This window comes from Zymomonas sp. (genome assembly GCF_020216885.1).
Classification (GTDB): domain Bacteria; phylum Pseudomonadota; class Alphaproteobacteria; order Sphingomonadales; family Sphingomonadaceae; genus Zymomonas.
Genome location: NZ_JAIWON010000122.1, coordinates 1 through 12,505, shown reverse-complemented (window position 1 = coordinate 12,505; position 12,505 = coordinate 1). Strand labels below are relative to the sequence as shown.

The following is a 12,505-nucleotide window of genomic DNA, read 5'->3' as shown; positions in this document are numbered from 1 at the left end:
GGGGCAAATCTACCGTCAAAAGATGTCGGTCATTATCCCAATGTAAATCTTTCGGAGTGAGAGCTGCCAGATTGACTTCATAGCGGACGTTGCCTGGCATAATCAGCGTTTTTCTCGCTGATAAGCCAAAATGCTGTTCGCTGGCCGTGGAAACAGCGACATAGCGCGCCATAAAAACCGTTAGCCGGTTTTCCTCTCGGACAGATTGCAGGCTACTACGGGTAATGCTTTCCAAAGAAGGACGGGGATATAAATCCCAAAAATGGCTTTTCCCCGCCCTGATCGTGAAAAGGATCATCCCTAGAAAAAGCAGAATGGTAATCAAGAACCAGACACGCTTTTTCGGAAAATTTTCCATAGACGATATACTATTCCCAGTTATTCGCCTGTCGCTTAGTTTTTGCGGGCGATATTTTCTTTCTGCATCAATTCAGCCAATTCGCCACTTTGATACATTTCGGTAACGATGTCGCAGCCGCCGACCAGTTCACCTTTGACATAAAGCTGCGGGAAAGTCGGCCAATCAGAATAGACCTTAATGCCTTGTCTGATTTCTGGATCTTGTAAAACATCGACGGAATCATATTCAATGCCAACCGCATTCAGAATAGAGACGATCTGATTAGAAAATCCACATTGAGGAAAAAGCGGGGTGCCTTTCATGAACAGCACTACCGGACTTTTTTCCAGAATTTCTTTGATCCGGTCGTTAATCGTATCGGCCATAAACAATATTCCTTATGTAGAGGGTACATTTCTAAATTAAAGAGGATCTTATTCCGGAATACGGGTCGTCAGCTTTAAAGCGTGCAACTCTTCCCCCATGCGCTCGCCAAAGGCATCATAAACGCGGCGATGCTGTGCCAAACGCGATAATCCCTTAAAGGAAGCCGCCGTCACAATGGCACTGAAATGATCGCCATTCCCGTTCAAATCGACGACTTCAACATCGGCATCAGGAAGCGCTTTTATAATATATTGTTCAATTTCTTCGATAGTCATCGCCATGATGCTACACAACTCCCAATAATTGGCGTTTGGCTTCGACCGACTTCTGATCCAGCATCGCCCGAATCTGACTTTCTTCTATCTCAACCTGTGCCGATAAAAGATCCCCCATCAATCGGGAAAGGATGCTTTCTTCATCCATCTCTTCAAAACCGGCACCGACAAAACCTTTGGTATAGGGATCGGCTTCGGCTGGGGTAAGATGCATCATCTCGGCTGCCCATGTCGCCAGCAAACGATTGCGCCTTGCTAAAAAGCGAAGCAGCATTGCTTGATCTCGTGAAAAAAGTTCATCGGCTGTTTTTTGATGGAAAGAAGCTTCATGCGAATCAGAAGCAGCAGAACCTCTGTGACCGGAAGCGTGGATGCCCATATAATCTCCTGCTCTTTTCCAAGAATGTAGGAAGCCCGACAAAGCCACACAACAGGCTATTGATAGAAGCCAGACAGAATGGATAAAATAACCCTATAAAAACCGATTTTATTATAAAAAATCTGAATATTTCTGATTGATTATAAAGACAGGAACCCTAATCCAGTTGAAATATCAGGATTTTATAGTGTATTCTTATCCAAGAATTCGGCTCAAACGATCCGTTTCCAAGATAACCAGATCAAGAACCCTTCTTGTAAAAGGCCATTTCAGGCTAAAATATCACAGTGATAGGGTCGTTAATATAATTATACAAAACTATTCGTGACAAAAAAAACAGAAACAGGCACATTGTGAGCATGATTGATATGCGCCCTGAACCTTCGATGGAAGACATATTGGCTTCTATCAAACGCATTATTGCGGATGGTGATCGTAAACCCAATGGCCGAACTTTGTCGCCCGATGGCGATCGTTTCGACGATCTGCGTCGGCGTGACTCAGATAGCAGTGTTTTGGAGTTAACGGATCCTATTTCCTCTAGCCCGTCGAAGGATCAGCCGATGAATAACGACCACCGTGATTATGAAAATAACGCTCCGTTGAACGGAAATGCCTCAAAATCGCAAGACAGCTTGATGTCAGAAAGAGCCGAACAAGCTAGCCGTCAGGCCTTGAAAAATCTATCTGCCATGATGGTCAGTCAGTCATCCCATCAGGATTTGACGCTGGAAGATCTTGTGAAGGACATGCTCCGCCCGATGCTGAAAGAATGGCTAGATTCTAATCTTCCCGCCATTGTCGAAGCGATGGTATCGCGCGAAATCTCCAGAATTACTGGCCAGCATTTCTAATTTTCAAACCGGTTGCGGCTTTTTTAATAATAGCGTTATAGCGTTTAGGCTTGTTGAAATAATTGCCTCCTGAAAATCCACTTTTCAGGCAAGGTTTCTCTGTATTGAAATAACGCTATCAGAAAAGCATTTTAGCCGAAAAATTACCCGAATACGGGCAGTCATTACCTATGACCGCCCACCCGCTGCGTTAGGATAATTTCAAATACTTTCGGCCATAATTTGCCCGTTACAAATAATCGGTGATGTTCGCTATCCCACGCAATACCATTCAAAACATCAATAGGTGAAGGGAGCGCTCCAGCTTGGGCTAGAATACCGTTTAGATCAATGATCCCCGTGACTTTCCCCGTTTCAGGATCAATCCGAACGATTTTATTCGTCTGCCAAACATTAGCAAAGATTTCACCATCCACCCATTCCAGCTCGTTTAATTCAGGCAATTCTTCGCCATGGGCTGTCACCGTAATCGTGCGGACAGGGGTCAAACTTTCAGGGTCAAGGAAACGCAAAACCGGCGAGCCATCACTCATAATCAGATATTGATCGTTATGCGTCAGCCCCCACCCTTCGCCATCATAGTTAAAACTTCTGACTTGCCGAAAATTTCTAATATTCCAGACAAACCCCAATCCGTTTTTCCACGTCAGACCGATAATTTTGTCTTTCCAGTCACTAATTCCCTCACCGAAATAGCGTTTACCTATATCTATTTGCTGGAGGGTTTTTCCACTTTCGATATCGACCTTTCGAATAGACGACCGCCCATTCAAGCCGGTACTCTCATAGAAATAGCCGTTCCGATAAAAGAAGCCTTCCGTGAAGGCCTTAGTGTCATGGGGATAGCTATGGACAATCTGATAATCATAAACAGGGATAGAGGGAGTCGCCGCATGAGAGACAGCAGAACAGACAAGAATAACCGTGCAGAAAAGCAGGAAAAAGCTGATAACTTCGGATATCACCAATATAATGGTGGGCGAGAGTGAAAGATCTTTCGAGCGTTTTCTAAACATTCTTTTTCCCTGAAATCGGGTTATCCGTCCTCTTTGCGATGAGGCTATACGCCTTTCGAAAGGAAGAATCCTTCTAAAAAAGCGTATTAAAGGTAATATTGCGACTGGCATCCCCCGAAAGGAGGCGATAGAAACAGCCCCTATGACCATAGATAAGACGTTTGATCCTGCCGCGATAGAATCCCGTTGGTATACCCATTGGGAAGAAGAAGGCTTATTCCATCCGGAAAGACCGGGAGCTGATCCTTTCACTCTGGTCATTCCGCCGCCCAATGTGACCGGTTCTTTGCATATCGGCCATGCGCTTGATGACACATTACAAGATATTCTTGTTCGCCATGCCCGATTAAAAGGTAAAGATGCCTTGTGGGTCGTTGGCACCGACCATGCCGGCATTGCGACCCAAATGGTCGTAGAGCGCAATTTAGCCAAAGTTGGCCAGAAGCGCACCGACATGGATCGCGAGACTTTTGTCAATAGAGTCTGGGAATGGAAAGCGGAATCAGGCGGCACGATTACCCGCCAGCTGCGCCGTTTAGGTGCATCTTGTGACTGGGCGCATGAACGCTTTACTATGGATGAAGGCTTCTCCAAAGCCGTTATCAAAGTTTTCGTTTCGCTTTATAATGAAGGCCTGATTTACCGAGATAAACGGTTGGTCAATTGGGATCCCCATTTAGAAACGGCGATTTCCGATCTTGAGGTCGAAAACCGTGAAGTCCAAGGCCATTTCTGGCATTTCCGCTATCCGTTAGAAGACGGCTCCGGCGAAATTATAGTCGCCACTACCCGTCCAGAAACAATGCTTGCCGATATGGCGGTCGCGGTTAATCCCGAAGACGATCGCTACAAAGCCTTGATTGGCAAGAATATTCGCTTGCCGATTACGAACCGTTTAATCCCGATTATCGCCGATATCCATGCCGATCCCGAATTAGGATCAGGGGCGGTTAAAATCACTCCGGGACATGACTTCAACGATTTTGAAGTCGGGAAACGCGCAGGCATTAAACCGGCTGACATGCTGAATATGTTGGATAGCCATGCCCGCGTTATTCAGACGGCTGAAAATGATGTTCCAGAAGAACTGATTGGCCTTGATCGCTTTGAAGCCCGCAAGGTTATCGTCGAAAAAATCGATGCGCTGGGTCTTCTCGATAAAATCGAAGATCGCGTTATTCAGGCACCTTATGGCGACCGCTCCGGTGTTCCGATTGAACCTTGGCTGACTGATCAATGGTATGTCGATGCTGAAAAGTTAGCACAACCGGCGTTAGAAGCGGTTCGCTCTGGCAAAATCAAGATCATTCCCGAAAGCTGGACGAAAACCTATTATAACTGGCTCGAAAATATTCAGCCATGGTGTATTTCGCGTCAGCTTTGGTGGGGGCATCAGATTCCGGTCTGGTATACCGATGATGGTCAGGCGATCGTTGCCGAAAACGAAGAAGCCGCCCAAGAAAAAGCAGGTCAAGGCGTCAATCTTCGTCGTGATCCCGACGTTCTGGATACGTGGTTTTCTTCCGCGCTCTGGCCTTTTGCTACCTTGGGATGGCCAGACACAGACCCGAAGGCCTTAGGCCGTTACCCGAATGACGTGCTGATTTCTGGCTTTGATATTCTGTTCTTCTGGGATGCCCGCATGATTATGCAAGGGCTGCATTTCATGAAGGATGTGCCATTCCCGAAATTATATCTTCACGGTTTGGTACGCGCCGCCGATGGCTCGAAAATGTCCAAATCCAAGGGCAATACCGTTGATCCTTTGGGACTGATTGATAAATATGGCGCGGATGCCTTGCGCTTTACGCTTTGCGCTATGGAAAGTCAGGGTCGCGATATCAAACTCGATGAAAAACGGGTCGAAGGTTATCGCAACTTTGCTACCAAATTGTGGAATGCTGTCCGCTTTGCCCAGAATAACAACTGCGCCGTCAACACCTCCAAACAGCCACCAGAAGCAACTTTAACAACCAACCGCTGGATCATTGCCGAAACAGCCAAGGTTGCCCGCTCACTGGATCAGCATATCGAAGATATGCGCTATGACGAATTGGCGAACAGCCTGTATCATTTCGTCTGGAATGATTTCTGCGATTGGTATCTGGAACTCATCAAGCCCATTCTGACTTCAGAAGATCAAAATCACGCTGAACTTCAGGAAACCTTGGCAGTGCTCGGCTGGGTCATTGACCAGATTTTGATTATGCTGCATCCGATTATGCCCTTCATCACCGAAGAATTATGGCATGCCTTGGGTGATCGGGATCATGATCTGATTGTCGCTGCATGGCCGGATTATAAAAATTGGTCGGTCGATGAAACAGCCCAAAATGACATTGATTGGCTGATCCGTTTGATTACCGCTATTCGGGCAACCCGTTCAGAATTGAATGTGCCGCCTGCTTTAAAGGTGCCGCTGCATAGCCACGGTATCCCTGAAAAGACAGCGCATAATCTGGAACGCTTTGATCCTTTCATCAAACGACTGGCACGTATCGAGTCTATCCATGAGGAAGCCGCCCCCAAAGGCGCGGCGGCACAGATTGTTGTCGATGAGGCGACTTTTGTTCTTCCCTTGGAAGGGGTCATTGATCTTGATGCCGAACGGGGACGACTCAAAAAAGCGATTGAGGCCGTCGAAAAGGAAAAGACGGCAACAGAAAAGCGTCTTGGCAATCCCAATTTTGTGGCACGGGCAAAAGCCGAAGTTGTTGCAGAAAACAGGGAAAGACTGAATAACTTCACAGGTGAAATCACCAAGCTGAAAGCTGCGCTTGAACGCTTGATGTAATAAACACCTAGAATACCTCTCAAAAGACCCCTGCCCTTTTGTTCAGAACGGTAGGGGTTTTTTGTAGATATCTTCGATTCCATAGGATTCTGACTGGTCATTACAACAGAGCTGTTTTAATAAATTAGCTATGTCTTTAGTCGCTACACAATATCCGGCAACGCGCCTGCGTCGCCTCCGTGCTTCCGCTTGGAGCCGGAGCATGCATTCCGAAAATGTTTTGACCCCTGCCGATTTTATCTGGCCGTTATTTGTGACGGGTGGGAAAGGCGTAAAAGAGGCCGTTCAATCCATGCCCGGCGTTTTCCGCTGGTCTGTTGATCTGATTGTCGAACAAGCCAAATTAGCCCACAGCCTAGGCATCCCCTGTCTGGCCTTATTCCCGAATACCGATATCGCCAAACGCAGCGAAGATGGTCGGGAAGCATGGAATGCTGATAATTTGATGTGTCAGGCTATTCGCGCAATCAAAGATGCGGTTCCCGATATCGGCTTGTTAACGGATGTCGCCTTGGATCCTTATACCAGCCATGGCCATGACGGCGTTATTGATGCGCAGGGCTATGTTCTGAATGACGAAACCAAAGAATTACTGATTAAACAGGCACGCGTTCAGGCCGAAGCCGGTGCCGACATTATTGCCCCTTCCGATATGATGGACGGACGGGTTGCCGCTATCCGCGACATGCTGGAAAGCGAAGGTCATCGCAATGTCCAGATCATGTCCTATGCGGCTAAATATGCGAGCGTTTTTTATAATCCCTTCCGTGATGCGGTTGGTTCAGCGGGTATTTTCAAAGCTGACAAGAAAACCTACCAAATGGATCCGGCTAATAGTGACGAAGCCTTGCGCGAAGTCGCTATGGATATTGCAGAAGGCGCAGACAGCGTCATGGTCAAACCAGGTCTGCCCTATCTCGATGTGTTATATCGCGTAAAAGAAAGCTTTAAATTGCCGGTTTTCGCCTATCAGGTCTCTGGTGAATATGCGATGCTAGAAGCCGCCTTTGCGGCCGGTATGCTCGACAAAGATAAGGCCGTTCTCGAAACCCTTACCTGCTTCAAACGTGCCGGAGCCGCAGGTGTTTTAACCTATCATGCGGTTCATGCGGCAAAGCTTTTGAATGGCTAATTTTTCTTTTCCCAAAAAATTTGACCCATCTCGCCTCCCTTACAGGCCATTTTATGGCCTGTTGGGTGTCGGCTTGGGCTGCCTTGGCTTTGGCCTTTCGGGCTGCAAAGCCGATAACCGTTTTCCGTCTTTGGCGGCGCGACCACTGGAACAACAGGTCACACGGATACATATCAACGAAGAAGCGCAACCCCAAACGGTTAATCTACCAGATGATCCCGAATTTAATGGTCAGCTCGAAAAAATTCTGGAAAATGCTGAAAAAGGACATCAAATTTTCGAGAAACAGGCCAACCAACTTTCGGCTCAAATCGCCAAACTTCATTTTTCTTGCAAGGCGGCTGATAATCAATGTCTTTCTGCTAAATCACAAAATGAAAGCTGGATTACAGCGCAACAGAATCTCACCAGCTTGGCTTCCACGGGAAGAGATCCATTGCTGAATGCTATAATGCAATTAGAAGAGAAGCGCACTTCTCTGCTGCAACATACCCCGCCGATCAGCGGACAAAGACTAAACGAAATTTCGGATAGACTACAGGACATGGACAAGGCCGAAAAAGAAAAGGTCACAGAATTGGGTGAAACACTTCAGAATTAAACTTTTCACCTTTTTTCACTGAAAAATCTGCTTCTATGGATTTTTTCAGGCGCGTTTTTTCACAAGAAAGCATGGCTATCTCTCTTTTAAGATAGTCACGCTTTTTTCTATTTTTTCCTGACTTTATAGCTTTTTCAGTAAGGCAACGCCCTCTCAATAAGAAAAATAATGCCCTATTTCGAAAAGGCCGGTCTCTTTTTTCAAAAAAAACGACAAATCTTAAAAATAACGCTTGCATAAAGAAACGAGTTTCTCTAAGTCTTCGCCACAGGCAAAGACAAAGACCTTAAGTTTTTGAATTGCCTCTAAAATTGGTATGCGCCCGTAGCTCAGCTGGATAGAGCATCAGACTACGAATCTGAGGGTCGGACGTTCGAATCGTTCCGGGCGCACCATTTATTTTCCCCTTAAAATTTAAAATAAATACCTCCTTTTTGAAGGTTATTTGTCACAATAGAAGCCGTATCATCATTCAAGATACTGTCTATTTGACGCTTATTTCCCTTTTCAAAAAATAAACTTTGTTTTTCTTGTTTGATTATAAACAAGAAAGCTTATTATATTTTATAATTATAAAATACTATACAGATCTTTCTTTAAACTATTTCCCGATTCGGATATCTAATAGGCCTTTATTACCACTGGATGGCCTGATATCCGGTTATCATCATAAAATTAGAATGGTGATGTTTTCCATGCGGCTCTTAATATTTTTCGGTCGCAGATGATGACTAGTATATTGAGATTTGAATGGTGAAATTTCTATGCCCGCCCTCCCGCTGGACATTAAAAAACTGGCCGGTGTTATGGCAATGGACAGGGCTGATTCTGGTGTCAGTTTTTTTCACCTTACTTTGGAATAGCCTTCATATGCCCGCGGCTTTGTTATTGGGGCCCATGTCGGCAGCTATCCTTTTTTCGGTCATGAACGGCCATGTTCATTTATCTCAAAAACCCTTTTCTTTTGCCCAAGGCGTTATCGGCTGCATGGTCGCCCATAATCTCTCCTTTAAAATATTGGGAGAGATCATCAAAGACTGGCCTATTTTCTTGGGAGGCGTTTTCTCGGTTATTATTATCAGCAATCTGATCGGGTGGTTGTTGACCCGCTTAAAACTCTTCCCCGGTACGACGGCTTTATGGGGGGCAGCTCCGGGCGCGGCAACTGTCATGACACTTATGTCGGAATCCTATGATGCCGACATTCGCCTTGTTGCTTTCATGCAGTATTTTCGGGTTATCTGTGTTGCAGTCATTGCCTCCTTCATTTCCCAAATATGGATGGCTTCCAGTAATAGCGGCTATCAATTGCCCTCTATTGTATGGTTTCCTCCAATCGATTGGGCGAATTTTGCTAAGACACTTGCCCTTATTATTGTGGCTATTCCAATATCCCGATTATTGCATATCCCGAATGGCCGGTTGCTATTGCCGTTATTTACAGGGCTAATTCTGCAATATCTTGGCTATATTCATTTAACGCTCCCCCCTTTACTGCTCGCTTTCAGCTATACCATGCTAGGCTGGAATATCGGTTTGCGCTTCTCGCGGGCGGTTGTCAGTTATGTTGCCCATTCTTTTTTTCAGGTGTTTGCCGCTATTATCGTTCTCATCCTGCTTTGTGGGTGTATGGGCGCTTTATTGGCGCATTTTACCCATATCGACCCGTTAACGGCTTATCTTGCGACCAGTCCCGGCGGCTCGGATTCCATTGCGATCATCGCGGCCTCATCTCCCGACAAAATAGATATGGCCTTTATTATGGCGATGCAAACTGTCCGGTTGATTGCGGTTCTATTGTCGGTGCCTTTTATGACCTTTCTTTCTCATTACCACACCCAAAAAAGCAAAGCCTGACAGAGACGAAATCTCTTTTCCAGACATGCCCGAATATAACCTAATATTCGGGCATTTTTTTAACAGCCTCTATGCTAAAACTCTCTAACATCTGCCTTGATAGACGGCTATTTTTCCCTGAACTAATAACCTAAAACCCGATTACAACTGACGGGGATCACGCCTGTTTGGCGATAACGATAGATATTTTGGGCAATAACCTTGGAAGCTGAAACCGGATTAGTCATGGCAGCAATATGCGGAAAAACGGTAATCTTTGGATGGGACCAGAAAAGATGCTCTATCGGCAAAGGCTCCTTTGCAAAAACATCTAAAAAAGCATGCCTTATTTTACCTTGTTCCAAATAATCCAGAAGGTCATCTTCAACCAGATGCGCCCCTCTTCCAAAATTGATTAAACAGGCATCGGGGGCAAGATGCTGAAAAATATCTCTATTCAAAATAGCATATGTCTGCTCTGTCAAAGGTAATAAATTCACCAGAATATTGGCCTGATCGACAGATTGCCGTAATCCATCTTCTCCATGATAGCAGGTAACATCCTGTAAATTTTGGGGCGAGCGGCTCCAGCCATGAATCGAAAATCCCAAAGCCGCCAACATCGCCGCCGATGCACGTCCCATTTCACCCAATCCTAAAATCGTCACATGACGATTACGGGCGAAAACAGGCGGATGCTGTAGCCATGATTTTTGTTGTTGCTGGGATTTATAAAGATCAAAATCACGATGAAAAGCCATGACGGCGGCAGTGACCGTTTCCGCCATAGCCTGCGCCAAATCGGGATCGATCAAACGACAAATGGGAATCTCCGGCAAAGTCTTATCCGTCAACAGATTTTCGACGCCCGCCCACAGGCTTTGAATCCATTTCAGGTCAGGAAAATCACCTAAAACACCGGAAGGCGGATTGGCGACCAAAGCCATTTCAATGCCACGCCTAACCTGAATTTGATTCAAGGTAAGGATATTTTCTTCAGGCATCATCGCTTGCAAATTTTTTTGCCATTGCGCCTCAACCTTCGGCGATAAGCGGGTCGCTAACAAAATAGGCGCTTTCTGCATTACCGGACTGCCTTCACATCATATCCCGAATTCACCTCATAACGTCAAAAGGCTTTATTCTTCACCGTAATATTTCCGCATTTTGATGGATGGACGGCCTTGGGAATGACGGTGCGCATTGGCATCCCGCAATGAATGAGCGCAACCACAATATTCTTGCTGATAAAAATGCTCGCGATTATTGACGTCCATCATCCGGTTGGTACCGCCTTTTTTGCGCCAATTAAAATCCCAATAGCGCAAGCCTTCATAGCCTGCGGCTGCCTTCTCGCCACACGCCACCACTTGTTCAAAATTTTTCCAGCGGGAAATACCCAAAGAACTACTCATCAAAGGGAAACCATGCTCATGGGCATAAAGAGCGGTCTGTTCTAACCGGATATCAAAACATAAACTGCAACGCGCTCCTCTTTCAGGCTCATGCTCCAGACCTTTGGTGCGCTGAAACCAATAGTCGCTATTGTAATCACCATCGACAAAAGGCACGCCCAATTTGTTGGCAAAGCGAATATTCTCTTCTTTCCGCAACAAATATTCGGGTTCGGGATGAATATTCGGATTATAAAAGAAAACGGTATATTCAATACCCGCTTCAAAAAGTCTTTCCATGATACCGCCAGAACAAGGGGCGCAACAGGAATGCAGCAAGAGCTTTTCAGCTTGATCAGGAAGAAGCAGCGATAATGACATATATCAGCGATCGTGAACCATTATTGTTAAAAGCGAGGCTCTGACCTTAAGCGATAATCGCAAAAAAAACAGGCTATTGATTGAAACATATCCCCATCAAATCGGAAAATAAGGTAAAATCTGCCTACCCATAGGCCTGTCTATGAATGGCATAGACAGGCCATAATATCTTCTTTTTGATCAATCCCCAAGCAAAGGATAATCCGTATACCCCTTGGCAGTTCGGCTATACCAAGTCTCAATCACATCTTTGGTAAGGGGTGCTTTTTCAAAGAAACGACGTGGTAAATCAGGATTAGCGATAAAAGGCCTTCCAAAACTGATGGCATCGGCGACACCAGAATCAAGGGCAGCCTGCGCGGTTTCAAAAGTATAATCCTGATTAAGAACCAAAGGCGGTTTGAAAACTTTTCGGATTTCGGGCGATAATTTGGGCTGATCTGTTTTGCCAAAGGTGCCATCCACAGCCCCTTCCCGCATTCCTAAAAAGGCAATATCTAAATCAGACAACATTTTGGCCGCCGGTATAAAAACCTGTTCGGGGTGACTATCAACCGTCCCCTGTATTTCACCATTCGGTGATAATCTAACGGCCGTCCGTTCTTTCCCAACGGTTGCAATAACCCGTTCGGTGACTTCTTTCAGCAAACGGATACGGTTTTCAACTGCGCCCCCATATTCATCATGACGATGGTTGGTGCTATCCCGTATAAATTCATCGATCAGGTAACCATTGGCAGCATGCACTTGCACACCATCAAAACCGGCCTTCAAGGCATGATGGGCAGCCTTTTCATAATCATCCAAAAGACGCGGTATTTCATCCAATCGCAAAGCACGGGCAACATCATAAGGTTTTTTACCATCATAGCTATGCCCCAATCCGGGTGCCTGACTGGCAGAAGGCGCAACAGGCTGCATCCCACTGACATTAGACGGCACCATACGTCCCATATGCCAAAGCTGGGCAAAGATAAGACCGCCGGCATCATGTACCGCCTGCGTAATCGGCAGCCAGGCTTCTACTTGGGCATCACTCCAGATTCCGGGAGCATACGGCCAGCCCAAGCCTTCCTGACTAATGCCAGTCGCTTCTGAAATAATCAGTCCGGCGCT

14 protein-coding genes and 1 tRNA gene are annotated in these 12,505 nt (G+C 45.9%); 6 read left to right on the top strand and 9 right to left on the bottom strand.

Translation table 11 applies throughout. From position 1 onward, the window contains the following. The 4 genes from LDL18_RS07050 to LDL18_RS07035 all read right to left on the bottom strand — a co-directional run. Positions 1-358, bottom strand: a 358-nt coding sequence (locus LDL18_RS07050; RefSeq protein ID WP_296508157.1) for a DUF4230 domain-containing protein, incomplete at its 3' end; no start/stop codon positions are given. Between the two features lie 35 nt (positions 359-393). After that, positions 394-726 carry a Grx4 family monothiol glutaredoxin gene (grxD, locus tag LDL18_RS07045; protein ID WP_014500978.1) on the bottom strand — a complete coding sequence of 111 codons (333 nt, stop codon included), beginning with the start codon at positions 724-726 and terminating at the stop codon, positions 394-396. 48 nt (positions 727-774) lie between these two features. Then, positions 775-1,008 carry a BolA/IbaG family iron-sulfur metabolism protein gene (locus LDL18_RS07040; protein WP_296508155.1) on the bottom strand — a complete coding sequence of 78 codons (234 nt, stop codon included), beginning with the start codon at positions 1,006-1,008 and terminating at the stop codon, positions 775-777. A gap of 4 nt (positions 1,009-1,012) precedes the next feature. Then, positions 1,013-1,381 carry a DUF1476 domain-containing protein gene (locus tag LDL18_RS07035; protein ID WP_296508153.1) on the bottom strand — a complete coding sequence of 123 codons (369 nt, stop codon included), beginning with the start codon at positions 1,379-1,381 and terminating at the stop codon, positions 1,013-1,015. A gap of 359 nt (positions 1,382-1,740) precedes the next feature. Between LDL18_RS07035 and LDL18_RS07030 the strand changes: the two genes are divergently transcribed. Next, entirely contained in the window at positions 1,741-2,235 is a 495-nt protein-coding gene (locus LDL18_RS07030) for a DUF2497 domain-containing protein (protein WP_296508152.1), read from the top strand. A gap of 164 nt (positions 2,236-2,399) precedes the next feature. On the opposite strand, the gene LDL18_RS07025 is transcribed toward LDL18_RS07030, so the two are convergent. Next, a complete protein-coding gene (locus tag LDL18_RS07025; protein WP_296508151.1) occupies positions 2,400-3,251 on the bottom strand; it encodes a glutaminyl-peptide cyclotransferase in 852 nt (283 codons plus the stop codon). A gap of 142 nt (positions 3,252-3,393) precedes the next feature. Between LDL18_RS07025 and LDL18_RS07020 the strand changes: the two genes are divergently transcribed. From LDL18_RS07020 to LDL18_RS07010, 3 genes are all read left to right on the top strand, one after another. Next, complete coding sequence (locus LDL18_RS07020) at positions 3,394-6,045, top strand: valine--tRNA ligase (RefSeq protein ID WP_296508148.1); 2,652 nt, start codon at positions 3,394-3,396, stop codon at positions 6,043-6,045. A 130-nt stretch (positions 6,046-6,175) separates the two neighbouring features. Next, positions 6,176-7,177, top strand: coding sequence for a porphobilinogen synthase (gene hemB / locus LDL18_RS07015; protein WP_014849135.1), 1,002 nt, complete (start codon positions 6,176-6,178; stop codon positions 7,175-7,177). Next, positions 7,170-7,778, top strand: a complete 609-nt coding sequence (locus LDL18_RS07010; RefSeq protein ID WP_296508144.1) for a hypothetical protein — start codon at positions 7,170-7,172, stop codon at positions 7,776-7,778. The genes hemB and LDL18_RS07010 overlap by 8 nt, the downstream gene beginning before the upstream one ends. Here LDL18_RS07010 and LDL18_RS07005 read toward each other — a convergent pair. Next, positions 7,747-8,016 (bottom strand): hypothetical protein, encoded by a 270-nt coding sequence (locus tag LDL18_RS07005; RefSeq protein WP_296508142.1) that lies wholly within the window; start codon positions 8,014-8,016, stop codon positions 7,747-7,749. The genes LDL18_RS07010 and LDL18_RS07005 overlap by 32 nt on opposite strands. Before the next feature lie 80 nt (positions 8,017-8,096). Here LDL18_RS07005 and LDL18_RS07000 point away from each other — a divergent pair. Together LDL18_RS07000 and LDL18_RS06995 are read left to right on the top strand one after the other, a co-directional pair. After that, a tRNA-Arg gene (locus LDL18_RS07000) sits at positions 8,097-8,173 on the top strand. A gap of 355 nt (positions 8,174-8,528) precedes the next feature. Beyond that, positions 8,529-9,635, top strand: coding sequence for an AbrB family transcriptional regulator (locus LDL18_RS06995; protein ID WP_296508140.1), 1,107 nt, complete (start codon positions 8,529-8,531; stop codon positions 9,633-9,635). A 122-nt stretch (positions 9,636-9,757) separates the two neighbouring features. Here LDL18_RS06995 and LDL18_RS06990 read toward each other — a convergent pair whose 3' ends face one another. The 3 genes from LDL18_RS06990 to LDL18_RS06980 form a co-directional block, all read right to left on the bottom strand. Next, positions 9,758-10,699: a glyoxylate/hydroxypyruvate reductase A gene (locus tag LDL18_RS06990; RefSeq protein ID WP_296508137.1), complete on the bottom strand. Its 942-nt coding sequence runs from the start codon at positions 10,697-10,699 to the stop codon at positions 9,758-9,760. Positions 10,700-10,753: 54 nt separating this feature from the next. Then, positions 10,754-11,389: an epoxyqueuosine reductase QueH gene (locus LDL18_RS06985; RefSeq protein ID WP_296508135.1), complete on the bottom strand. Its 636-nt coding sequence runs from the start codon at positions 11,387-11,389 to the stop codon at positions 10,754-10,756. A 180-nt stretch (positions 11,390-11,569) separates the two neighbouring features. Beyond that, positions 11,570-12,505: alkene reductase (locus LDL18_RS06980; protein ID WP_296508133.1), on the bottom strand; the 936-nt coding region annotated here is incomplete at its 5' end.

Coding starts and splice junctions, on each gene's coding strand:
- LDL18_RS07020 (WP_296508148.1), top strand. CDS start 3,394: ATGACCATAGATAAGACGTTTGATCCTGCCGCGATAGAATCCCGTTGG.
- LDL18_RS07005 (WP_296508142.1), bottom strand. CDS start 8,016: ATGCAAGCGTTATTTTTAAGATTTGTCGTTTTTTTTGAAAAAAGAGAC.
- LDL18_RS07025 (WP_296508151.1), bottom strand. CDS start 3,251: ATGTTTAGAAAACGCTCGAAAGATCTTTCACTCTCGCCCACCATTATA.
- LDL18_RS06990 (WP_296508137.1), bottom strand. CDS start 10,699: ATGCAGAAAGCGCCTATTTTGTTAGCGACCCGCTTATCGCCGAAGGTT.
- LDL18_RS06985 (WP_296508135.1), bottom strand. CDS start 11,389: ATGTCATTATCGCTGCTTCTTCCTGATCAAGCTGAAAAGCTCTTGCTG.
- grxD (WP_014500978.1), bottom strand. CDS start 726: ATGGCCGATACGATTAACGACCGGATCAAAGAAATTCTGGAAAAAAGT.
- LDL18_RS07040 (WP_296508155.1), bottom strand. CDS start 1,008: ATGGCGATGACTATCGAAGAAATTGAACAATATATTATAAAAGCGCTT.
- LDL18_RS07035 (WP_296508153.1), bottom strand. CDS start 1,381: ATGGGCATCCACGCTTCCGGTCACAGAGGTTCTGCTGCTTCTGATTCG.
- LDL18_RS07030 (WP_296508152.1), top strand. CDS start 1,741: ATGATTGATATGCGCCCTGAACCTTCGATGGAAGACATATTGGCTTCT.
- LDL18_RS06995 (WP_296508140.1), top strand. CDS start 8,529: ATGGTGAAATTTCTATGCCCGCCCTCCCGCTGGACATTAAAAAACTGG.
- hemB (WP_014849135.1), top strand. CDS start 6,176: ATGTCTTTAGTCGCTACACAATATCCGGCAACGCGCCTGCGTCGCCTC.
- LDL18_RS07010 (WP_296508144.1), top strand. CDS start 7,170: ATGGCTAATTTTTCTTTTCCCAAAAAATTTGACCCATCTCGCCTCCCT.